We start from the raw sequence: 22,470 nt of genomic DNA on the forward strand, positions 1-22,470 counted from the left end.
AACGCTGCATCCCAAGCCAGTGAAACTATCGTTTCCTCAACAACCGTCGACGCAGTTCTTGGTGAGGCAATCACGACAATGGGATCCCAAGTGCACGATCCTGCGGTACGTGCACTCAGCCAACGCCAACTTGAGTACCTACACGCGCTGGCGGACATAGCAGATGAGGCGGGGAGGCTTAAGGGACATTTCGTGTGGATAAACCGATACGGATTCCTGGGGCAGCCTGGGATAATACGGTGATCTTGATTTTGAATCGGTTCCAACGGCCCGATCTGTGAAATCAACACCGGATAGTCCTAGGTCTGTGATAAGGGGACTGCTGCTGGTGCGGTAAGGCCAATTCCTATGGCTAATAGGAATCGGCCGTCGTGTGACATGTGCGGCCACGGACTGGTTAAAACGGCAAAACCGCGGCAGGAACCCAACGCTGGCTATGTCCTAAATGCAACGTTTCATCGATTAATACCCGCGCACACACCAGCGAGATTCGGCACTTCAAAATATTTATTGACTGGATTACTTCCGGCGAATCCGAAGACCATTTAGCCAAACGCCTGGGGGTAACAAGGCGGACTGTAACCCGGTGGTTCAAGCTGCTGTGGTTTATCACCGTGCCCACGACTACTGACCCCTATCGTGTTTATGACCAGGTCTTTATCGACGGCACCTACTTCCACAAAAAATGCCTGCTGGTAGCCTGCACCGAAACACACGTCATCGCCTGGCACTGGTGCCTGCGTGAAAGCTCCTACGAGTACCTGAAACTGCTCGACAAAATCGCGCAACCACTCATCGTCACCACCGACGGGGCAGGCGGAGCACTCAAGGCACTGCGCATTAAATGGCCCGACGTTGCCATCCAGCGCTGCCTAGTCCACGTCCAACGCAACACTTTTGCTGATATCAGCCGCAACCCGATTCACCCAGCGCATAAAGCAATCCGGAAACTGGGCTACATGCTTGTCCAAGTACGCAATCCCGACGATGCTGCGCGGTTTACAGCTGCAGTCCACCACACCCGCATTACCTTTGCTGATTGGCTTAAAGAGCGAACCTACCGCAGTGCTATACCAGCAGGCCAAGTACCGAAATGGGTCAGCCCCAACCAGAAATGGTGGTACACCCACCGCAACGCCCGCAGGGCTCTAAAACGGCTAGAAAAGCTCCTCCACGCCGGACAATTATTTACCTTCCTTGACCCGCCTGAAGGTGTCACACAGGATTTAAAAGCCACCACGAACCTGCTGGAAGGTGGCATCAACAAACAGCTCAAAGACCTAGCAGGAAACCATCGTGGCATGTTCGATGAGCATCAGCGCATCACCATGGACTGGTGGCTCTACACCCACACCGAAGACCCGGTAGCGCCACTGGAGTTAGCCAAGCAACAAGACTTCGGACGCCAAGGGGAAAAAAAGCAGCACGCGCAGCCTGGGCAAAAGAAGAACTCACACGACGTGGCCACCCAGACGGACGACCAGCCACATTCGACACCGGCATCGACAACGAATGGAACCCCAGCTTAGGAATAAGAAAAGGCTGGGCCGGACGCTCCTAAATCCACACGAAATGTCCCTTAATGCGACACGCCGCAAATCCACACGAAATGTCCCTTAAGCGGCTCTTCCGGTTTTGGAGTGCGTAGCGGGGTGAAGTAGAACACGATGGGTTCAGCGGGTCACCACAACATATAGGGGTCCCTGGTGTGAAGATGAAAGTTCCTACACAACCATCTAAACCCACCAGGGACCCGTACTGTGAAGCCTACTGGAAACCTCGTTGCCGACACCATTTGCCGTACCGCGGAAATCGGACTTGCCATCACCGGTGCTGCCGATGCCGGACCGCTGACCATCATTGAGGCCACGCCCGTAGCCGTTATCGGCGTGTGCCCGGACTGCGGACAGCCAGGCAAGCTGCGCGACCACACCACCCGTCGACTCGTTGATCTTCCTGTCGTCGGATTCCCCACCAGGCTGCACATAAAAGTCCCTAGATTCCAGTGCACAGCCACCTCATGTAAAAGGAAGATCTTCCAAGAATCTCTGGCTTGCGCTGATGACGGCGCCAAGCTCACCCACCGGGTCACCCGCTGGATCTTGCAGCGCCTTGCTATTGATCGGATGAGTGTGTCAGCTACCGCCAAAGCACTCGGCGTGGGCTGGGACCTGGTCAACCAGGTCGCACTGGATGCCTGCCGCCAGCTTGTCTACGGCGACCCTCACCACCTAGACGGAGTTCGCGTCCTTGGAGTCGATGAACATGTCTGGAAACACACCAGAAAACCAGGCCAGGCATCAAACCTGGTGACCATACTTGTTGACCTCACCCCGCTGGTGGACGGGCGTGGGCCTGCACGTTTGTTAGACATGCGACCAGGCAGGTCCGCCGACGTGCTCAGCGGGTGGCTTAAAGAGCGCGACCCCAGCTTCCGGGAGCAGATACAGGTGGTGACCATGGATGGGTTCACCGGATATGCCACCGCAGTCGAAGAGCAACTACCACAAGCAGACAAAGTCATGGACCCTTTCCATGTAGTGCATCTAGCAGCCGACAAGCTCACCAGTTGCCGACAGCGACTCCAACGTGAGACCACCGGGCGCCGCGGACGCAAAGATGACCCACTGTACAAGCACCGGCGCACCCTGTTGACCAGGACGAACTATCTCACCGAGCGGCAAAAGCAACGCTTAGAAATGCTGTGGGCCACCGATGACGACTACGTAGCCCTAGAAGTAACGTGGCTGCTCTACCAAGACATGATCGCAGCGTACGCGCATCCGAAGAAAACGGAAGGCAAAAAGCTCATGAAACGCATCATCCACACCCTACGTAAAGGATTACCACAAGGCCTAGAAGAGCTCGCCCAACTAGGACGCACCCTGTGGCGTCGACGCAAAGATGTGCTCGCCTACTTCGATATCGGTGCCTCCAACGGCCCCGTCGAGGCAATCAACGGCAGACTCGAACACCTACGCGGCATCGCCCTAGGATTCAAAAACCTCAACCACTACATCTTGCGGAGCCTGATCCACTCCGGACAACTACAGGACAAAATCAACGCACTCTAAAACCGGAAGGGCCCCTTAAGCCGGCGGGGACGGCCGCCTCTGGCGCTATTGCTCACGAACTCAAGACAACGACAACATCTCTCAGTGAAGTGCGCGCGCGTTTGCTGGAGCAGGGGCTTATCGACGCCCCACGGCACGGCACGGTTGCTCTAGCTCTACCGTACCTCCGCGATTATCTTCACACCGGCGGCGAACAAACCTACGTGGACTAACCGTGGCCGATTACACCAGCGGGTTATAGCGCAAGCTGTTGCGCTTGAGCTCGCACTCAGTGGCAATCGCGATACCGGAGGCAATCTTGCCGCGCTCGCGCAGGCGGAACATGGCATCCACGATGCGATCGCGCAATCCCCAGGGATCGATGGTGTTGATGTACACCTTCGTGCCGCCCTCAAAGCCGGCTAGGGTCGATACCCTGAGCTTGATCATCACACGCCACGGCTGCGGCAGATCCACGCTGGGCGGGCGGTGGTGCCACTCTTCATTGCAGGCCACATCCGGACCCACAGCGGCATGCGCTGCGTGGATAAGGTCCGACATCCCGCGAACCTCACCGGGGGTCTGCTCCCAGGGCTCACAGCGCGGCGACTTGGAGAAGATCTCCAGTGTGGGATAGCGGTGGCCAAAGCCGGCGAAGAGAACCGCATAGTCGTTTTCGGCGATAACGAGGTTGCGCTTTGCCGCGTAGCCAACCGCCCAATCGTTGTACATATTCGGGTGCGCCCGCAGAATCGCGTTTTCTTGGTGGGCAGCCATACCTAAGGCGTCAATAGCGACGAGCTGCTTGTGCAGGTGATCGAAGGACGCGCCCGCCGGTGCTAGCCAGTTCTGGAACACGGCGACATAAGAGGCATAGCGGTTGCGCTGGTAGAGCTCGCGCGTCGATTCCGCAGTGAATGTTGTCAGCAGGAAGTGCTCATCGGGGCTCAGCGTGCCGGAGGACGCGAGCTGACTATCATCGACCGCACCCTCCACAAAGTGGCGCGAAGAAATGATGACGTCGTGGCCACCTCCGAAGAAGCCATCGGCGAGGGCGAGCAGGGATTCGTCGTCCAGCGCGGCATCCTTCCCCGCCGCCTTGAGCTTGGTGCGCACCACATTGAGCACATGCAGGCGCCCAGCTTCGTCGGACTCGTAGCGCTCCTTGTGGCGGGCCACGTCGGGGTCCATGGTGAAGCCATAGTTCTCGTGCCAATAGTCATAGGACACGATCTCAAAAAGGTTGGGCACGCGGCGAAAGGCTGGTACGGACTCATCCAGCTCGTGAGGAAGGAGGCCGCGCTGAATCTCCCCCGAAGCCAGAATACGGGACTTTTCCGGCGGGGTATCCAGCATGCGGCCTGAGCAAAAGGCGCAGGTGTGGGTGAAAGCATCGGTCGCCAGCGGTTGCGGGTCCTGTGCCGGATGCGCGAGCGGGCGGTTGCCGCGGCCAGGCACCGTCCACACCTCCGTTCCGGAGAAGGGGTTGACCTGCTTGACGGTCCCATCAGCCATGGTTTGGATGGGCTCGACACGGCTAAAGAGTGCTTCGCTCATGCAGCCCAGCGTAGACCTCCGCACCCACCGGTGCGACTAGGCTTGGGGTCCATGCAGCACCGATTCTTTGAAGTAGACGTCTTCGCCACTGGTCCGTTCAGCGGAAATCCCCTCGCCGTGGTCGCGGATGCCGATGACTTGAGCACCGAAGAGATGCAGCGCATCGCGCACTGGACCAATTTCTCTGAGACGACGTTCCTGTGCTCGCCTACGGATCCACGCGCGGACTACCGGGTGAGGATCTTTACCCCCTACGAAGAGTTTCCTTTCGCCGGCCACCCCACGCTGGGCACCGCCCGAGTGGCAGCAGAGCTGCTTGAAAAAAGCGGCACCTTAATTCAGGAATGCGGTGTAGGCCTGGTCACCGTGCGCCAGGAGGACGGACGATTCGCCTTCGCTACCCCGCCCTTGGTGCGCGAGGGGGCTCTCAGCGATGCCGAACGAGCCGATGCAGCTGCAGTTCTCGGAGTTGACGTCGACCGCATCGTTGACTCCGGCTGGGTAGACAACGGCCCCGGATGGAGCCTCATCCAGCTGGATTCCGCCGAGGCTGTGCGCGGACTCAACCCCACGCCCACGCCTGGCGTGAAGGTCGGCGTGGTCGGCCTCACCGGTGGTGATGCCCCCGCGTATGAAGTACGAGCCATTACCGGGCACTTCGAGGACCCCGTCACCGGGTCCTTCAACGGCGGGGCTGCCCAATTCCTTCGCGCTAAAAATGCAGTTCCTGCTCGCTACACCGCGGCCCAAGGTGGCCAGGTAGGACGCGCTGGTCGAGTCTTCATCGATGACGACGGCGAGAACATCTGGGTGGGCGGCAACGTCCACGTACGCGTCCGTGGCACTCTGGAGTCCTGCGATGCCTAAACCTTCCCTTTCCTTCGAGCTGCACACTGAGTTCGCCCACCGCCTACCCCACCTCGTCGCCGAGGCCCGAGGGGAGGAACAGCCCGCGGCGCGGATCGTGGTGCTCAATGAACAGCTGGCTTCTGCGCTCGGGCTCGACCCAGACTGGCTGCGCAGCGACGAAGGCGTGGAGTTTCTCCTCGGCCGCGGCCCCATCGCTCCCCACGCCATGGCCTACGCCGGCTTTCAGTTCGGGCAGTACAACCCATCCATGGGTGATGGCCGCGCTCTCCTACTGGGAGAGGTCACAGGCCCCACCGCTCCCCATAACCCGGCAGGTCTGTGGGATCTGCACGCCAAGGGGACGGGACCCACACCGTACTCGCGCTTCGGCTCTGATGGTCGTGGCACACTGCGCTCGATGCTGCGCGAGTATCTCTTCTCCGAGTCGATGCATGCCCTGGGGGTACCCACTACTCGGCCCCTCGTGGTCCTTGCCACCGGCCGCCCCATTCAACGCCAAGTGGTGGAGGAGGCGGGCGTGCTGGTGCGCGTAGCCGCAAGCCACATTCGCGTCGGATCCTTTCACTTCGCCGCGCAGTCTCAGCGGCCCGGAATGCTCGAACAGCTCGCCGACTACACCATTGAACGCCACTACCCCGGTGCCGACTATCAGGAGTTGTTCACCCGTGTCATGGATGCGCAAGCCGCTACGGTCGCCGGATGGATGCAGCTTGGCTTTATCCACGGCGTGATGAATACGGATAACACCACGCTATCGGGCGAGACCATCGACTACGGCCCCTGCGCATTCCTGGAAAACTATGATCCCGATACCTGGTTTAGTTCCATCGATACGCAGGGCCGCTACCGCTTTGGCCGCCAGCCCGACATGGTGGGATGGAACCTCGCGCGGCTCGCTGAATCCCTGCTGCCGCTTCTCGACGACTCCCCTGACTCCGCCCTCGCTTGGGCCCAGGAAGCCATCAATTCCTTTGCGGAACGCTTCGAGAAAGCACGTCGAGTCGAAGCCCTGCAGCGCTTGCAGATGCCTGAAGAGCTTTTTCGGAGCTACAGCACCGCACTCACTGAGGCGAGCCCTGACCTCACTCAGGCCCACCGAGCTCTCGTCAGCGCCGCGGCAGGTACACCGGCAGCCGCTTATGAGGCGTTCGCGGGCACGCAGTTCGTTGACGCCTACTGCGCGAGTGGCCCCGACGTTGCGCGACTCGAGCGAACCGTGCCGCGCGTGATTCCCCGTCCGCGTCTGGTCGAAGCCGCGCTGGGCGATCTGGATGAGTTCTCCCGCCTTCTCCAAGCTACGACCCACCCCTTCGATCCCGCACCGGACTATGAACAGCCCGGTGGCACGGAGGGCTATCTCACCTACTGCGGCACCTAAGAGCGCAAAATAGAAGGACACACACCACCGCCCCGAGTTCTCCGTAGGAAAGGAAACGGAGTCTCGGGGCGGTGGTGTGTCTCTATCTTTCACTGCCGCGCTCCCGGTCGGTTTCTCAGGCCGACCGCCCCGCGCGGCTGGGGTTCTCTCTATCTCTCGCATGCGCTCTCTCAAACGCACAACATAAGTATGGAGCATCCTCCTTGGCGAAGCGTTCTGATGCGCTGGACGCTTCCTGCCAGTTACTGAGAGTTACCTGCGAAGCGAAACGAGACTACTTGGACTCAAGCTGCAGGGTCTTCTGCGTGTACTCCCACATCTCCTCGTAGAGCTTCTTGTCCTTGGAGAGCTTGGTGCCGTAGGACGGAATCATCTCCTGGATCTTGTCGCCCCACTGAATCATGTGCTCGCCGAAGCAGCGCTCCAGCAGCTCAATCATGATTGCCGGGGTGATGGAGGCACCCGGGGAAGCGCCGAGCAGGCCGGCGATGCTGCCCTCGGGGTTGTTGATGAGGGTGGTACCGAACTCCAAGGAGCCGAACTGCGGTGCACCCGCCGGCTTAATGACCTGGACGCGCTGGCCAGCAATGACGGTCTCCCAATCGGCCGGATCGGCGCTCGGGACGTATTCCTTGAGGGTTTCGACGCGCTTGTCGAAGTCCTTGAGGACCTCGGTCACCAGGTACTTGGTCAGACCAAACTCCTGTGCTGCCACGCCCAGGTAGGAGGTGATGTTGTCCGGACGGATGGACTTGAACAGATCCAGGTAAGAGCCCTTCTTCAGGAACTTCGGGGACCAGCCACCATAGGGGCCAAACAGCAGGCCTTCTTCACCGTCGATGACACGGGTGTCCAGGTGCGGCACGGACATCGGCGGAGCACCGACGGCAGCCTTGCCATAGACCTTGGCGTGGTGCTGCTTGACCAGCTCCGGGTTCTTGGAACGCAGCCACAGGCCAGAGACCGGGAAGCCCGCGAAACCAGAGACCTCACGGACACCTGCCTTGCGCAGCAGATCGAGCGCGTAACCGCCCGCGCCGACGAAGACAAACTTGGCGTGGACAGCTTCGTAATCACCGGTGTGCAGGTTCTTTGCTACCACACGCCACTTGGAACCGTCACGCTTAATATCGACGACCTCGTGGCCGTAGCGGATCTCGGTGCCTGCAGCCTTAGCTGCGGTGAAGAACTGCTTAGCCAGGGCGCCAAAGTTAACGTCAGTACCGGCATCGGTCCACGAAATGGCCACCTTCTGGGAGCCGAAATCGCGGCCCTCAGACATCAGGGGCAGCTTCTCCTGGAAGGTGGCGTCATCATCACTGAACTGCATGTTGGGGAACATGTGATTGTCCTTCAGCGCGTCGAAACGGCGCTTCAGGTAATCCACCTGAATGGAACCCTGCGCGAAGGACACGTGCGGAACCGGGTTGATGAAGGCCTTCGGGTCAGTGAGGATGCCGTTGTTGAGCTGGTGGGACCAGAACTGGCGAGAAACCTGGAACTTCTCGTTGATGTTCAGGGCCTTGGAAACGTCAATGCGGCCGTTCTTCTCCGGGGTGTAGTTCAACTCGCACAGTGCAGAGTGGCCCGTACCGGCGTTATTCCACGGGGAGGAGGACTCAAGAGCAGGACCGTCCAAGCGCTCGAACACCATCTGAGTCCAGCTGGGCTCGAGTTCACGCAGCATGGCGCCGAGGGTGGCGCTCATGATACCTGCACCAATGAGTGCGACCTCAACCTCGTCTACTACTTGTGCTGTCTTCTTATCGGAGGACACTGTACTTATTACCTCTTAGAGTCGATGTATTCGATGTGGTCAAATGCCCTGCGCATGTGGGTGCGCAGGGCGCGGTGAGAAAGCGCTCGACGATGCTAAGGCCAAGCCGGCATACAGACCTCCACTCAGGAAGATCCGTCAAGCATTAATTCCACCTTACGCCCCTTCCTGCGAAATAGGCATTCCTCGAAACATAAATGCCCGAATCCCAAACCACCACCCCTTTTGAGGTGCAGGGCATATCAGCTCAGCTCCCCGCCCATCCGAACGGATCTGACCGCACGACCTATCATGAACTCCATGACATTTGACAAACTCGAATGGTCAGAAGATCTTCTCGGCCCAGACTTTCAGGCTGCCACGCTCGAGCTCGGCACCGATCCCGATGGCGAAGGCGATGTCTGCGCGACTCTCGTGCGCTACTGCCCCGCCGCCAACGCCCACGACGATCGCCCCGCTCTAGTGTGGGTCCACGGCATGACAGACTACTTCTTCCACGAGCACATTGCCCGCTACTTCTATGAGCTCGGCTACGCCTTCTATGCAGTCGATTTGCGCAAATGTGGTCGCTCCCGCCGGGAGGGACAAACCTGGCACTACATCAGTGATGTGCAGTATTACGATGCCGACCTCAACGCGGCCCTCGACGCCCTCCCCAACCCACGTGTCGTCATCATGGGACACTCCACAGCCGGCACCATCATCGCTCTGTGGCTTGATCGTCTTCGCCGCCACGACCCCGCGCGTTTCAGCCGTATCGCCGGTGTCGTTTTCAACAGCCCGTGGCTGGCCATGATGGGAATGTCGGACGGCGCTTATGAGGTGGTCAAGCGCATAGTTTATGCCGGCGCTGCTATCGCTCCACGCGTCGAACTACCCGCCGGGGATCTCACCACCTACGGGGAATCCATCCATTCCCACGAACAGGGCGAGTGGGATTTTGATCGCCGCTTGAAACCGCTGGGCGGGCACGCGAAATACTTGGGCTGGGTCGCTGCTGTTTTCCACGGCTTCGACGCCATCCATTCCGGGCGTATCACCATTGGAGTTCCACTGCTGACGATGACCTCGGCGCGCTCGCAACTTGATCAGCCCTATAACGAGTCCTCCAACACGGCCGATGTCGTCGTCGATGTCCGGCAAAGCCAGCGCTGGGCTAAGGAGCTGAGCTCGCGCTACACCCTCCACGTCGTCAAAGATGGCCGCCACGACCTTTTCCTCTCTCGGCCCGAACCGTTGGAGGACGCGCTGAATGCCGCGGCCGAGTGGCTTCGCGTCGTTGCACCGATAAACGCAGAACAGCCTGCTCAGTAAGTGTGCGCGCTGCGCGCTCTTCGACCTCCAGAAGCCGTGGCTGTAGAACCTTTAGAATGGTCGCCATGACTTCTGCACAGCACTTTGATCTCGTCATCATCGGCACCGGGTCGGGAAACTCCATCCCCTCCCCCGAGTTTGACGATAAATCTATCGCCATCATTGAAAAGGGAACCTTCGGAGGTACCTGCCTCAACGTGGGCTGCATCCCTACAAAAATGTACGTCTATGCGGCCGACGTTGCGCTTGCTGCGCGTGAAGCCACGCGCCTTGGCGTCAGCGCCCACGTGGACGCTGTGGACTGGGAGGGCATTGTCAAGCGCGTCTTCGACAACCGCATTGATCTGATCGCCCAAGGCGGCGAAGAGTACCGCCGCGGCGAGGAGACCCCAAATATTACGGTCTTTGACCAACACGCGAGGTTCATCGGGCCAAAGACCCTGCAGGTGGGCGATGACATTATCACTGGCGACAACATCGTCATCGCTACCGGTTCGCGCCCGGTACTACCTGAGCCCTATGCCAGCGCAACTGCCCCGATCCATACCAACGAAGACATCATGCGCCTGGATAAACAGCCCCGCAGCCTCATCGTTGTCGGCGGCGGCTACATCGCTATGGAGTTCGCCCATGTCTTTGACGGCCTGGGCACCAAGGTGACCGTGGTCAACCGCTCGGAGACATTCCTCCGCTTCCTCGATGAAGACCTACGCTCACGCTTCAACGTCATCCTGCGAGAGCGTTTCGATGTCCGCATCGGTAGCGCCACGGCGGTGGAAGAAACCGCAGACGGTGTGCGCCTCACCTTGGATAACGGTGACGTCCTGGAAGCAGAGGCAATCCTTGTCGCCACCGGCCGCCAGCCTAACGGCGACCTGATGGATCTCTCCGCCAGTGGGATCGAGATGCACGAGGACGGACGCATCAAGGTCGACGAGTACGGCCGCACCACTTGTGAGGGCGTGTGGGCGCTGGGCGACGTCTCCTCGCCCTACATGCTCAAGCACGTCGCCAACGCGGAGCAGCGAGCAGTGCAGCACAATCTGTTGCACCCAGAGGATCTTCAGCCCATGCCCCACGAGCACGTTCCCGCCGCCGTCTTCACCCACCCGCAGATTGCGACCGTGGGCCTCACCGAAGCCCAGGCCCGCGAGCAGGGCTACGACGTCACAGTGAAGGTACAGAACTTCGGCGATGTCGCCTATGGCTGGGCCATGGAGGATTCAACGGGCGTCTGCAAGCTCATCGCCGACCGCTCGACCGGTCAGCTCCTCGGCGCTCACCTCATGGGCCCGCAAGCCTCCACTCTCATACAACAGTTAATCACCGCAATGAGCTGCGGCCTCGACATGCGCACGTTCGCCCGTTCACAGTATTGGATCCACCCGGCGTTGCCGGAGGTCGTCGAAAATGCCGTTTTGGGACTAGAGTGGCTAGAGTGATCGTTACAGATCGTTCAGTGATTTATTTCACACTACCCTTGAACTAATTTCCCCTTATTTATCTATTGGCATTACAAGGCCGCCTTAACGCCCGCAACATCACTCAGCCAGCTTTCAGGGTTTAACCCAATTTGGGGGTACCCCTGCCGCTTGCGTAAAAGAACGCTCCAACTAGCGTGCATTTTGGCTGACCGTTGGATAGGTTTTATACAGACACCGGAACGAGTCGATGGTCTCTGTCGGCTCAGTGTGTTTTGGGGATACCAAACTCATCCCTATCCCTGTGAATCGAGGCTCCTCCGCCAGGAGGCCTTGCACGTACGACATTAAGGAATTTTGATATGCGTATCCGCAATGCAGCCCTCGCCGGCGCTACCGCTCTCGCAGTTGCCTTCGGCGGCTCCACCGTTGCCACCGCAGCCACCTTCGACGGCTCCAACACCACCGAAGCTGTCGAAGACGCAAAGGGCGGTCAGCCTTACGACAAGCCTGAGGGCTCCCTGTCCTCCAAGGTTGGCGGCTGGTTCAACGTCGACGAGGACGACAACATCGGCACCGAGGCTGACGGCCGTGCCATCTTTGGTTCCTCCAAGTCTGAGCACTGCGATGAGGGCGAAGCTGGCGAGTGCACCACCATCGGCGACCAGCCGACCTGGGCCAAGACCTTCTACGGCGTAGGCGTTGCTAGCGCCGTCGCTTCCATCGCCGGCCTCATCGGCGTGGTCTACAACTTCTTCGTCCACGGCCCGTCCTTCTAAGACGCCCCACACACTTTCCGAAAGGCTTAAACTTCATGCGTAACTTCCGCACCGCCGCTGTTGCTGCTGCAACCGCCGCCTCCGTTGCTTTCGCTGGCACCTCCGTTGCTTTCGCTGCTGAGAACACCGAGGAAACCTCCCTCTCCTCCGAGCTGTCCTCCGCAAACGAGAAGGTCAAGAAGGACGACAGCGACGCTACCCTGTCCTCCAAGTGGGGCGACGCTACCGAGGGTGACAAGAAGGTCGCCGGCGCCGACCTCTTCGGCGAGAACACCGCTGATGGCACCACCAACCCGACCTGGGCTAAGGCTTGGCGTGAGGGCACCTACGCTGCTATCGGCTCCGCCATTGCAGGTGCCCTGTTCGCTGCGTACAACTTCGCTGTGTACAACCACATCATCCCGGCACACGTGCTGGACCCGATCTTCCGCCGCTAATTAGTACGCGGACTCGCTGATTAGCTCAGCGCCTTAGAAAGCGCCCATCTCCTTTTACGGAGGTGGGCGCTTTGTCTATCTCCGACCTCTGGCGCAACGGGCGCACGCACCCCCTCCAAACTGACGAAAGTGCTCCGGATCCTTTGAAGAATCCGGAGCACTTTCGTCAACAAGGGCAGCTCTGTGCGTCTTAAGAGGTACTGTCTTAAGACCGAGCCTTACCGCCTCTTAGCTAGTCGAGTTCACCAGGCAGGGTAAGGATCTCGTATGCCGTCTTCTGCTTGAAAAAAAAAAGCTCGAACTGGGCGGTGAACTTGCCATCGGTGTTCTGGACGGTCCAGCCGTTGTCCCAAATCTCATAGTCCAGCGAGCCCAGGTTGATCATCGGCTCGATGGTCAGCGTCATTCCTGGCTCAAGGATGTCGCGGTAGGTCATAGAGTCGTAGTGCAGCACGACGAGGCCGTTGTGGAAGGTGGGGCCTACACCGTGGCCAGTGAAATCGGTAACCACGTTGTAGCCGAAACGATTGGCATAAGACTCAATAACGCGACCAATAACGTTAATCTCACGGCCGGGCTTCGCCGCCTTGATGCCGCGCATCATCGCTTCCTTCGTGCGCTCCACCAACAGCTTGTGCTCCTCCGAGACATTGCCGGCGAGGAAGGTGGCGTTGGTATCGCCGTGCACACCATTCTTGAAGGCAGTGACGTCGATATTGACGATGTCGCCATCCTCAATCACCGTGGTATCCGGGATGCCGTGGCAGACAATCTCATTGAGGGACACGCAGCAGGATTTCGGAAAGCCCAAGTACCCCAGCGTCGACGGGTAGGCACCGTGATCGCACATATACTCGTGCGCAACGCGGTCAATCTCATCCGTGGTCACACCGGGAGCCACAGCCTTTCCGGCTTCCTGCAGAGCGTTGGCCGCTATGCGTGAGGCCTCACGCATGGCCTCAATGACCTCCGGAGTCTGCACAAATGGCTCGCCCTGGGCTTCCTGGACCGTGTCCTTCCACACGTACTCTGGGCGTTCAATATCCTTCGGTACCGTGCGGATTGGAGTATCTTTTTCCTGTTTCAGCATCGCGCGCTTAGTCATAACTACTCATGGTAGCCCTCTTCCCCAGCGCCCGACAAAGAGCACCAGTGGCGCACTAATGGGCGCACGCTACTGCTCTTGTGCGGGTGCAACCTCGCCGTGGCCTTCCGCGCGGAGGGCGTCCAAACGCTGTAGGAAGTTATCAGTGATGTTGACCGAAATCGTCGAGCCACCACCCAACACCACGAGTGTGGCAAAAGCAATGTCATCATCGCGGAAACCGGTAAACCACGCGTGCGAGCCGTCGTTGATTTCTGCCTCACCGGTCTTTCCATAAATGGTTCCCTGTGCTTGCATACCCGCCGCAGTACCGCTCGCGACCACCTGACGCATCATGTCCCGTACCTGATTCAGCGTCTCCTCACTCGGCGCGGAGACCTCCTCGGAAACCTTGGTCTCTCGTGTCTCGATGAGAGTCGGCGTCGGGGTCTTGCCAGCCGCTACCGTCGAAGAAACAAGCGCCATGCCAAAGGGAGAGACAAGGTCAAGGCCCTGGCCATAGCCGGCTTCCGTGCGTTCGAGCGGGGTTTCGCCCTCTGGAATAGAACCGGTAATCGTCGAAAGCCCCGGCACGTCGTAGTCGATGCCCAGCCCGTATTGCTTGCCCACGTCGCGCAGTTCACCCTTGGGAAGGTCGGTCGAGATCTGTGCGAACGTGGTATTGCAGGATTGTGCAAAGGCCTGGCGCAGCGGAACCGAGCCGAGCGAGAACCCGTTGTCGTTGGTCACGGTGCGCCCGTACAGATCCATGGTGCCCGGGCAGGGCACGATGGAATCTGTGGACAGGCCTTGCTTATCGACGCCCGCCGAGGCCGTAATAATCTTGAAGACCGAGCCGGGAGGGAACTGGCCTTGGAGGGCGATGTCACCCTTCTTATCCGCTTCCGGGGTTTGCGCCACGGCCAGGATTTCGCCCGTGGAGGGGCGCATGGCCACAATCATGGCCTCGTACCCGGGGTGTAGATTAATGGCTTCTTGCGCAGCACGCTGAACGTCATAATCCAGCGAGACCTTGATGGAAGGAGCCGCTTCGGGCTCGTGATACTCGACGTCGGATAGCGCAGCCCCGTGTTCGTTCACGACAGAGACGGACCAACCATTCTTGCCATCGACTTCTTCTGAAACCATGGATCGCACACGGGAGAGGATGTCGGGTGCCAGGCCGGTATCGCGAGTGATGAGCGCCGGCTCCTCATTGAAGCGAATCCCTTTCTGGTTTTCCAAGACGGGACGCAGCCTCGCTGCCTGGGCCTCGTTGAGCATGGTGACTGAGTAGGAACCATCGATCCCTTCGAGGTTTGTAGCAAGTTCGCCAGAATCAACCTCCGGAATGGAGTCATCCTCCCGATGCGCCTGGCTCAAAGCGCCGGAAACCTTAGCTGCCAGCGGGCGCGGGTCATCAACAGCCTCCGTATCGACAACAAGGCGGTATTGCAGCCCCGGTGACATCAACTCCACGCCATCGGAGGAGACCACGCCTGCGCGCTTCGGTGCAACCGAGCGCAGCTCGAGGTGCTGGTGCGCGCCGAGATCAGGGTGAATGATGCTGGGCTGCCAGCGGACAGTCCAGTCCTTGTCCTTGCGAGTCAAGGCCATGGACGTGTCATAGCGGAGGGAACGATTACGCGGCAGAGTCCACGTCACTGAATAGTGCGCGGTGGCCTGAGCCTCTTCCTGATCTACCCCGGTCAGCTCGACGTCAAGGCCCTCTGCTTGGAGGCCGGCGAAGGTGGCGTCGAGGGTGTTCGTGGCGGTGGTTCCGTCATCGATCAGCTGTACCAACTCTTCATTGTTGCGAGTTTCCATGCTCTCAAGAAACTCTTCTGCAACAGGGCGCGCAGACACCGGCTTGGGGGTACATCCCACTACAGACGACGCCGCGAAACCTACCGCACCCAGCAGCGCCACGAACCTCTTCATGCTTGGGCAGCGTAGCAGCCTGGGGCGGCGCGGCGGCCACCCCACACCGCAGGAACGCTACTTGGTAACGCGAACCTCAGCCTTAGCGCCTTCCACGGCCTCGAGGCCTTGCTCCTCCGCCAGGCGCATCGCTTCTTCGATGAGCGTTTCCACGATCTTGGATTCGGGAACGGTCTTGATGACCTCACCCTTGACGAAGATCTGGCCTTTGCCGTTACCGGAGGCCACACCGAGGTCTGCATCGCGGGCCTCGCCCGGGCCGTTCACGACGCAGCCCATGACGGCCACGCGCAGCGGAAATTCCATACCGTCAAGGCCCTCGGTGACCTCGTTGGCCAATTTGTACACGTCCACCTGTGCGCGACCACAGGACGGGCAGGAGACAATCTCCAGCTTGCGCGGGCGCAAATTGAGGGACTGCAGAATCTGGTCGCCGACCTTGATCTCCTCGACCGGGTCCGCGGACAAGGACACGCGGATGGTGTCACCGATGCCTTCGGCAAGCAGGGCGCCGAAAGCGACGGAAGACTTAATGGTGCCCTGGAATGCGGGGCCGGCCTCGGTAACACCGAGGTGCAGCGGGTAGTCACACTGAGCGGCGAGCTGGCGGTAGGCCTCCACCATGACGACTGGGTCATTGTGCTTGACGGAAATGGCGATATCGCCGTAGCCGTGCTCCTCGAAGAGGCCAGCCTCCCACAATGCAGACTCGACGAGAGCCTCCGGGGTGGCCTTGCCGTACTTTTCCATGATGCGCTTGTCCAAAGAACCGGCGTTGACACCAATGCGAATCGGAATGCCAGCATCGCCCGCCGCCTTCGCAACTTCCTTGACGCGGCCATCGAATTCCTTGATGTTGCCCGGGTTGACGCGGACAGCGGCACAGCCGGCATCGATGGCGGCGAAGATGTACTTGGGCTGGAAGTGAATATCCGCAATCACCGGGATCGGGGACTTCTGCGCAATTGCCGGCAAAGCCTCCGCGTCCACCGTCTTCGGGCAGGCCACGCGAACAATATCGCAGCCGCTGGCGGTCAGCTGGGCAATCTGCTGAAGGGTGGCGTTGACGTCGTGCGTCTTCGTCGTGGTCATCGACTGCACTGAAATGGGGTGATCAGAGCCCACACCAACCTGGCCAACCATGAGCTGGCGCGTCTTGCGGCGCGGCGCCAAGGTAGGAGGTGGGCCGTCGGGGATTCCAAGACCAATAGGGGTCGACATGTGCGCTCCTTGCTAATTGGGGTTTAACGCCCCCACTCTAGCACCGGACGGGGCAGCGGGATCACTAGCCAAATAGCCGAATCGGGTTGACCACATCCGCGATCATGATGAGCGCGCCCACCGCCATGAGGAGGAAAGCCAGCACATAGGTAATTGGCATGAGCTTGGTATAGTCTGCCGGCCCCTTCGGCTCCTTGCCCATGAGGCGGCGCAGAGCATCGCGGATCTTCTCATAGATGATGACGGCGATATGGCCGCCATCGAAAGGTGGCAGCGGGATGAGGTTGAACAACGCGAGGAAGAAGTTGAGGGTAGCCAGCATCATAAAGAAGGAAGACCACAAGCTGCGCTCCACTAGTTCGCCGCCTACGCGGGAAGCACCCACCACGGACATCGGCCCGTTGACATCGCGCTCCTGCCCGAAGATGGAAGCCACCACACCTGGAATCTTTGCGGGGAACTGGGCGATTCCCTGGACCGTAGCGTCCAGCACGAAGCCCGTGTACCGAGCGGTCGCTGGGAAAGCTTCGATAAAGGAATAGGTTTCGACGATGTCGATGATCTGGTTGGTCATGCCGATGGCACCGACCTCCACCAGCTGCCCCTCAGCGTTGAGGCGAGTCACGGTGGCCAGGGGAATGTCGAAATCACGTGGTGCGCCATCGCGCTCCACTGTGAGGGTAACGGTTTCGCCCGGGTGGGTCATGACGGTGTCTCGAAGCTGGGCGAAGGAATCCATCGTTTCACCGTTGAGCGCTAGAACAATGTCCCCTGGCTCCACTCCCGCTTCACCCGCCGGGCCCTTCCCTTGACAGGGCTCGAGGTCACCAGCGGAATTCTGATTCGCCGTGCAGGACACTTCACCAACGCGCGGGCGCACATCCGCGTCTGGGTTGGGCAGGCCCGTGGTCATGGCAATGATCAGCAGGATAATGAAACCCAACAGCAGGTTGACCGTGATTCCACCAGCCAGCACGATGATGCGCTGCCATGCCGGCTTCTTGTACATGGCGTAGGGCTCTTCCTCCTCGGTGAGGAACTCATCCTGCGCCGTCATGCCCGCGATATCGCAAAAGCCACCCACTGGAAGAGCTGCGAGGCCGTATTCGGTGTGGCCGCGCGTAAAGGATGCGACGCGCGGACCAAAGCCAATGAAGTAACGCCGCACACGCATACCGAAGGCACGGGCGGTGAACATGTGGCCTGCCTCGTGTAGGGCAACGGTGATGCCGATCCCCAAAGCGAAGAGGATAATACCGAGGACATTTGCCATAAACTCTGAGGCTTTCTAACGAGCGAGTGAATCCACCAACGCATTTGCGCGGTGGCGGGCCTCGCCTTCCACGGCGAGGACATCATCGACGCTAGAGGGTACACCAGCGAACTCCGAGGCCTCACCCACGACGTGGCTAACAACGTCAACAATTTCCGGGAAGTGGATGCGGCCCGCCAGGAAAGCAGCTGCTGCCTCCTCGTTCGCAGCGTTATATACAGCGGCATGCGTGCCGCCGGCAGCGGCTACCTCCCGGGCAAGGCGAACGGCCGGGAAGGCTTCGTCATCGAGCGGCTCGAAGCGCCAGTCATGAGCGGTGGAAAAATCCAACGCCGGCTGGGCACCCGGCACGCGGCGTGGCCAGTCCAGCGCCAAGGAGATCGGCAGCTTCATCGACGGCGGGGAACACTGCGCAATCGTGCAGCCATCGGTGAAGGTGGCCATGGAGTGCACGATGGATTGGGGGTGAACGGTGACATCAATAAGGTCCGGGTGGATGTCGAACAGCAAGGTCGCCTCGATGAGCTCAAGGCCCTTATTCACCAAAGTCGCCGAATTCAGGGTGTTCATCTGCCCCATCGACCACGTCGGGTGCTGCGCTGCTTGCTGCGGGGTGACATCCCACATCTCCTCGCGGGTCCACCCGCGGAAGGGACCACCAGAGGCGGTAAGAACGAGGCGCCCGAGCTCCACACCGCTGCCCGCACGCAGACACTGCGCCATGGCGGAATGCTCGGAATCCACCGGAATAATCTGCCCCTCCCCCGCCAAGCGGGTGACGATGGAGCCGCCGGCGACGAGAGATTCTTTGTTCGCCAACGCCAACAGCTCGCCCTTCTCCAAGGTGGCGATGGTGGATGCCAAGCCCATGGATCCAACAAGCGCGTTGAGAACCTTATCCGCATCGATGGCCTTGACAAGTTGTTCTGCGGAGTCTGGGCCCGACAGCACAGCGCCGCCGAGAGCCTCGGAAACGGTGCGGGCTGCTTCGGGCTTAGCGACGGCCACGTGGTCAAACGAAAGGTTGAGAGCGCGGGCCTGCTCTATGACGAGCTGTGGGTTGGACCCACCGGCAGCGATACCCACGACTGTGAATTTATCCGGATTATCCGCGATAACGTCCAGAGCCTGGGTGCCAATCGAACCAGTAGAGCCGAGAATCAGAATGCGTTGGGTACTCACCCTGTTCACCCTAGCCGGAGTCATAGGCGCTCCGATAGCGAAAGGCGGGGGTGTTTAATCGCGGTTGTCGGCAGGATCATTTAAACTACTACACAGAATAACTGGCATTTTTCGTGCGCTCGCTCGAGTCAACAAGTTCTAACCAGGGTGAGCTGCATGTACACGCAAAGGAGAGCAAGTGTCTTCCCACAAGCCGGCATCGCAGGTTTTCGACGGCGTATCCACCGATGACGTCCCGTCCGCAGGTTTCGGTTGGTCCCGCATCAGCCGCTCGGGCGTACAGATCGCCGGTTGGACGTCCGTCGTGTTCCTGCTTGCTTATAACTTTGGTAACCACAAGGGCCACGTGGAGACGATTTGGCTCATCACCCTGGCAGTCCTTATCGCCCTCGGTTTGGTGATTTACGCTCTGCAGCCGAAGCTCTCCCAGGTGCGCACCCTGACCGCCCGTAACAAGCCGGTAGGCCACGAGGAGCCGGACTGGGCATACGAGCAGAAGACCGTTCACAACGTCTACGCTTCTCTGACTGATGATGAGCTGCGTGCCCTCAACATCGAGCCTTCTCGCGTTGCCCACCTTCGTGGTGTGACCGAAGGCCGCCACGCTGCCAAGCCGGTGGCTAACTAACGCTTCTTCGCTTTAAATAAAGCTCCCTTTCTGCAGTTCACGAATGGCCTGCTAAAAGGGAGCTTTGTTTTATCTCTTTCACTCCTAGGTCACGTAACGGTTGACCACCGCGTAGATTTCCGGGGTTCGCTCCTGCGCTCTGTTTCCGGCAAAGCGCCAGACAACGGCGTAAACCAGCGCCGGGACCAGCAGCGAAACCATCACCGCAACGTAAAGCAGCCAGCCTCCTCGCTCGTAAACGAAGGCAGAAACCACGATGCCGGGCAGCGCGGGCACCCACACCAACAGCATGCCGACGAACGCAGTGAGAAAAGCACCAGCGGAATAGCCAGATTTATCATTCCACCGGTGCTGCCCAGGGGCGGACAAAGGATAAGGATTGAGCACCGTCAACCCCAAGCCCACCGCCGCCGTGGAGATAAACACTCCTAGGGCCACAGCTGTGCTCACCATGCCCAAGGTGCCGTCATCACCAAAGACAAGAACCACTACGGCAAGCAGAACAAACCCAATCAAAGGAATAGTCACGTGTGCGAGGTGGCGCGCATGAAGTATGGTGCGCGGGGCAACCGGCGCCACCATGTGGACCCAGTTCGATGGCCCATCGAAGCCATAATCATTAGCCAAGAGCGAAGAGAGCACGATTGCGCTGAAGCACAGCATGAAATAGGCAGCGAAGTCCTCGCCCTTCCACAGCTGATAGAGCGTCACCACGCCGAACAGAGGCATCATGTACAGCATGCCTGTTTGCCGCTTGTCACGGGTGAGATAACGCAACGCGCGAGAGTATTCCATCGCCGCCGGGCTGGAATAAGACCACGCGCCCAACTCCAACTTGGATACTCCCTTGCCCGTCACCTCGCTGGCTGCGTCACCACCCGCTCCCGGATTGCGCATAAGGCCGGTTATCTGACGGGACCACCCCCATACCAACAGGCCAAGGCTGGCCACCGCGATGAGCAGTTGGGCTAGGGCGGTGAGGAAGTGGCCGTCGGCAAGCGCGAGCGCCCACCCCACCCCTGCACCAAACGGGGTCCAAGCGCTGGCAGTGCCCACCGTGTTTAACGGCGGCAAAGACTCCAGGACGCTCTGCGCCTGCAGCATGCCAAAGACCAGCAAGCCCATGACCACCATCGCCGCGATTTGGGTGCGGGATTTCTGGGAATCCGCGATGGCGGAAGCCACTTGGCCAAGGCATTCGCCGAAGATGATGGTCGTCGCACACGAGAGAACCATGCCGACGACGAAGGGCACTGCGGCCCATCCTGTTCCTGTCAGGATGAGGAAAATGCTGCCGATGATCGCATATACCAGGGAAAAGACAACCGACATGATGGCGCGGGTGGTCAGCAAGCTGGAAAGGAAGAGGCCCGGAAGGACTTCGCGGGGAGTGAGCGGAAGCGCTCCCAGGGTTGTTGGGCTCAGTTGGTTCTCCCCCGCCGGCATAAAGAGAGCCAGGAGAACGTAGATGAGCATGCCGCCTGCCACCCCGACGGTCAGCGCTTGGTAACCGTGGCCCGGGGTGGTGATATCGGTATACACCATGAAGGCGAGCGAAACGAGACCGATAGCCCCGTAGAGAAGCATCATCAGCCCCATGATGAGCGTCGCCGGGTTGGAGGCGACACTGCGCCACCACAGGGTGCGGTGAAGCCTGAACAGAGTGGATGTCATTCGCGCTCACCTGCCGCTGGCGAGCGCAGCCACCCAAACTTCGAGACGTCCAGATCCCGTCCCCCAACGGCCGCGATGAACAGATCGCTCAGGCTTTGGCCCTGCCGGACATCCTCAACGTGGCCTGCGGTGATGACTTGGCCGCCGTTGATGATGGCAACGTGGTCACATAGCCCCTCAACAAGCTCCATGACGTGCGAAGACAAAATAACCGTGCCGCCACGCGCAGCATAGGCGCGCAGCATCTGCTGGATGAGGCGCCCGGAGACCGGATCCACGGCTTCCAGCGGCTCATCGAGGATGAGCACCTCTGGGTTGTGCAGGACGGCGCCGGCCAAGAGGATCTTTTTGGTCATGCCGGCGGAATAATCCGAGATGCGTTTGTCGGCGGCATCGGAGAGGGAGAGGGCGTCGAGAAGTTCCTGGGCACGGCGCAGCGACTCGGCGCGTTCCAGCTTGTGCAAAGCACCGAGGTAGTGGAGATACTCAGCGCCCGTGAGGCGGTCAAAGACCGGCGCACCATCCATGAGCAGACCCATGGCCCGCTTGGCGGGAATGGGCTCCTCCCACACATTGTGACCAGCGATGAAGCTGGAGCCTGAATCGGGACGCTGGAGGCCACAGGCCATGGTCAGCATCGTGGTCTTGCCCGCACCGTTGGGCCCCACTATCCCGTAGATGGATCCGCGTGGAACATCCAGGTTGAGGCTATTGACAGCGATCTGAGAACCAAAGGACTTGCGCAGATCGCGCACCGCCAGAGCTTGGGTGCGCGGATCAGCGGCTAAGTCCGCACGATAAGGATGAGTCATAAGCATTAACGGTATCAAGAACCATTAATGCTTTGTTCTCCGAAAAACTATCGTTAGGAAACTGTAAGC

The 22,470-nt window shown here is 59.8% G+C and carries 18 protein-coding genes and 1 pseudogene; 10 read left to right on the plus strand and 9 right to left on the minus strand.

All coding sequences use genetic code 11. The annotated features are described in order from the left end of the window. The first annotated feature begins 348 nt into the window (after window positions 1-348). The 3 genes and pseudogenes from HWX44_RS03230 to HWX44_RS13445 all read left to right on the plus strand — a co-directional run bounded on the left by HWX44_RS03230 (window position 349) and on the right by HWX44_RS13445 (window position 3,286). A pseudogene (locus tag HWX44_RS03230) lies at window positions 349-1,561 on the plus strand (IS1249 family transposase). A 199-nt stretch (window positions 1,562-1,760) separates the two neighbouring features. Then, entirely contained in the window at window positions 1,761-3,074 is a 1,314-nt protein-coding gene (locus tag HWX44_RS03235) for an ISL3 family transposase (RefSeq protein WP_175973151.1), read from the plus strand. Between the two features lie 89 nt (window positions 3,075-3,163). Beyond that, window positions 3,164-3,286: a hypothetical protein gene (locus tag HWX44_RS13445; RefSeq protein WP_303049245.1), complete on the plus strand. Its 123-nt coding sequence runs from the start codon at window positions 3,164-3,166 to the stop codon at window positions 3,284-3,286. A gap of 10 nt (window positions 3,287-3,296) precedes the next feature. Here the strand turns inward: HWX44_RS13445 and HWX44_RS03240 are convergent, their stop codons facing one another. After that, a complete protein-coding gene (locus HWX44_RS03240; protein WP_175973153.1) occupies window positions 3,297-4,610 on the minus strand; it encodes a DUF4921 family protein in 1,314 nt (437 codons plus the stop codon). A 51-nt stretch (window positions 4,611-4,661) separates the two neighbouring features. Here HWX44_RS03240 and HWX44_RS03245 point away from each other — a divergent pair, with 51 nt between their 5' ends. Together HWX44_RS03245 and HWX44_RS03250 are read left to right on the plus strand one after the other, a co-directional pair. Continuing rightward, window positions 4,662-5,477 carry a PhzF family phenazine biosynthesis protein gene (locus tag HWX44_RS03245; protein WP_175973155.1) on the plus strand — a complete coding sequence of 272 codons (816 nt, stop codon included), beginning with the start codon at window positions 4,662-4,664 and terminating at the stop codon, window positions 5,475-5,477. After that, entirely contained in the window at window positions 5,470-6,858 is a 1,389-nt protein-coding gene (locus HWX44_RS03250; protein ID WP_175973157.1) for a protein adenylyltransferase SelO family protein, read from the plus strand. The genes HWX44_RS03245 and HWX44_RS03250 overlap by 8 nt, the downstream gene beginning before the upstream one ends. A gap of 274 nt (window positions 6,859-7,132) precedes the next feature. Here HWX44_RS03250 and mqo read toward each other — a convergent pair whose 3' ends face one another. Next, complete coding sequence (gene mqo, locus HWX44_RS03255; RefSeq protein ID WP_175973159.1) at window positions 7,133-8,635, minus strand: malate dehydrogenase (quinone); 1,503 nt, start codon at window positions 8,633-8,635, stop codon at window positions 7,133-7,135. Window positions 8,636-8,935: 300 nt separating this feature from the next. Here mqo and HWX44_RS03260 point away from each other — a divergent pair, with 300 nt between their 5' ends. The 4 genes from HWX44_RS03260 to HWX44_RS03275 all read left to right on the plus strand — a co-directional run bounded on the left by HWX44_RS03260 (window position 8,936) and on the right by HWX44_RS03275 (window position 12,586). After that, window positions 8,936-9,949: an alpha/beta hydrolase gene (locus tag HWX44_RS03260; RefSeq protein ID WP_175973161.1), complete on the plus strand. Its 1,014-nt coding sequence runs from the start codon at window positions 8,936-8,938 to the stop codon at window positions 9,947-9,949. Window positions 9,950-10,005: 56 nt separating this feature from the next. After that, entirely contained in the window at window positions 10,006-11,391 is a 1,386-nt protein-coding gene (gene mtr, locus HWX44_RS03265) for a mycothione reductase (RefSeq protein WP_049155408.1), read from the plus strand. A gap of 341 nt (window positions 11,392-11,732) precedes the next feature. Next, entirely contained in the window at window positions 11,733-12,149 is a 417-nt protein-coding gene (locus tag HWX44_RS03270) for a hypothetical protein (protein WP_049155406.1), read from the plus strand. Between the two features lie 35 nt (window positions 12,150-12,184). Continuing rightward, window positions 12,185-12,586 carry a hypothetical protein gene (locus HWX44_RS03275; RefSeq protein ID WP_070515645.1) on the plus strand — a complete coding sequence of 134 codons (402 nt, stop codon included), beginning with the start codon at window positions 12,185-12,187 and terminating at the stop codon, window positions 12,584-12,586. Between the two features lie 232 nt (window positions 12,587-12,818). On the opposite strand, the gene map is transcribed toward HWX44_RS03275, so the two are convergent. From map to dxr, 5 genes are all read right to left on the minus strand, one after another. Next, window positions 12,819-13,691 (minus strand): type I methionyl aminopeptidase, encoded by an 873-nt coding sequence (gene map, locus HWX44_RS13545; protein WP_254868091.1) that lies wholly within the window; start codon window positions 13,689-13,691, stop codon window positions 12,819-12,821. A 69-nt stretch (window positions 13,692-13,760) separates the two neighbouring features. After that, complete coding sequence (locus HWX44_RS03285; RefSeq protein ID WP_175973163.1) at window positions 13,761-15,611, minus strand: penicillin-binding transpeptidase domain-containing protein; 1,851 nt, start codon at window positions 15,609-15,611, stop codon at window positions 13,761-13,763. Window positions 15,612-15,668: 57 nt separating this feature from the next. Continuing rightward, the gene (gene ispG / locus HWX44_RS03290; protein WP_070445607.1) at window positions 15,669-16,832 is read right to left on the minus strand and encodes a flavodoxin-dependent (E)-4-hydroxy-3-methylbut-2-enyl-diphosphate synthase; all 1,164 of its coding nucleotides are present in this window, start codon (window positions 16,830-16,832) and stop codon (window positions 15,669-15,671) included. Between the two features lie 64 nt (window positions 16,833-16,896). Next, window positions 16,897-18,105 (minus strand): M50 family metallopeptidase, encoded by a 1,209-nt coding sequence (locus HWX44_RS03295; protein WP_175973165.1) that lies wholly within the window; start codon window positions 18,103-18,105, stop codon window positions 16,897-16,899. A 15-nt stretch (window positions 18,106-18,120) separates the two neighbouring features. Continuing rightward, complete coding sequence (dxr, locus tag HWX44_RS03300; RefSeq protein ID WP_175973167.1) at window positions 18,121-19,311, minus strand: 1-deoxy-D-xylulose-5-phosphate reductoisomerase; 1,191 nt, start codon at window positions 19,309-19,311, stop codon at window positions 18,121-18,123. 154 nt (window positions 19,312-19,465) lie between these two features. On the opposite strand from dxr, the gene HWX44_RS03305 reads away from it, so the two are divergent. After that, the gene (locus HWX44_RS03305) at window positions 19,466-19,915 is read left to right on the plus strand and encodes a DUF2631 domain-containing protein (RefSeq protein ID WP_046648059.1); all 450 of its coding nucleotides are present in this window, start codon (window positions 19,466-19,468) and stop codon (window positions 19,913-19,915) included. Window positions 19,916-19,999: 84 nt separating this feature from the next. On the opposite strand, the gene HWX44_RS03310 is transcribed toward HWX44_RS03305, so the two are convergent. After that, the gene (locus HWX44_RS03310) at window positions 20,000-21,589 is read right to left on the minus strand and encodes an ABC transporter permease (protein WP_175973169.1); all 1,590 of its coding nucleotides are present in this window, start codon (window positions 21,587-21,589) and stop codon (window positions 20,000-20,002) included. Next, window positions 21,586-22,407 carry an ABC transporter ATP-binding protein gene (locus tag HWX44_RS03315; RefSeq protein ID WP_102234605.1) on the minus strand — a complete coding sequence of 274 codons (822 nt, stop codon included), beginning with the start codon at window positions 22,405-22,407 and terminating at the stop codon, window positions 21,586-21,588. The genes HWX44_RS03310 and HWX44_RS03315 overlap by 4 nt, the downstream gene beginning before the upstream one ends. Window positions 22,408-22,470: the final 63 nt, after the last annotated feature.

It is taken from the genome of Corynebacterium sp. Marseille-Q2823 (genome assembly GCF_903645345.1).
Taxonomy (GTDB): Bacteria; Actinomycetota; Actinomycetes; order Mycobacteriales; family Mycobacteriaceae; genus Corynebacterium; species Corynebacterium hiratae.

Coding starts and splice junctions, on each gene's coding strand:
- HWX44_RS03240 (WP_175973153.1), bottom strand. CDS start 4,610: ATGAGCGAAGCACTCTTTAGCCGTGTCGAGCCCATCCAAACCATGGCT.
- HWX44_RS03245 (WP_175973155.1), top strand. CDS start 4,662: ATGCAGCACCGATTCTTTGAAGTAGACGTCTTCGCCACTGGTCCGTTC.
- HWX44_RS03250 (WP_175973157.1), top strand. CDS start 5,470: ATGCCTAAACCTTCCCTTTCCTTCGAGCTGCACACTGAGTTCGCCCAC.
- HWX44_RS03260 (WP_175973161.1), top strand. CDS start 8,936: ATGACATTTGACAAACTCGAATGGTCAGAAGATCTTCTCGGCCCAGAC.
- mtr (WP_049155408.1), top strand. CDS start 10,006: ATGGTCGCCATGACTTCTGCACAGCACTTTGATCTCGTCATCATCGGC.
- HWX44_RS03270 (WP_049155406.1), top strand. CDS start 11,733: ATGCGTATCCGCAATGCAGCCCTCGCCGGCGCTACCGCTCTCGCAGTT.
- HWX44_RS03275 (WP_070515645.1), top strand. CDS start 12,185: ATGCGTAACTTCCGCACCGCCGCTGTTGCTGCTGCAACCGCCGCCTCC.
- map (WP_254868091.1), bottom strand. CDS start 13,691: ATGACTAAGCGCGCGATGCTGAAACAGGAAAAAGATACTCCAATCCGC.
- HWX44_RS03285 (WP_175973163.1), bottom strand. CDS start 15,611: ATGAAGAGGTTCGTGGCGCTGCTGGGTGCGGTAGGTTTCGCGGCGTCG.
- ispG (WP_070445607.1), bottom strand. CDS start 16,832: ATGTCGACCCCTATTGGTCTTGGAATCCCCGACGGCCCACCTCCTACC.
- HWX44_RS03295 (WP_175973165.1), bottom strand. CDS start 18,105: ATGGCAAATGTCCTCGGTATTATCCTCTTCGCTTTGGGGATCGGCATC.
- dxr (WP_175973167.1), bottom strand. CDS start 19,311: ATGACTCCGGCTAGGGTGAACAGGGTGAGTACCCAACGCATTCTGATT.
- HWX44_RS03310 (WP_175973169.1), bottom strand. CDS start 21,589: ATGACATCCACTCTGTTCAGGCTTCACCGCACCCTGTGGTGGCGCAGT.
- HWX44_RS03315 (WP_102234605.1), bottom strand. CDS start 22,407: ATGCTTATGACTCATCCTTATCGTGCGGACTTAGCCGCTGATCCGCGC.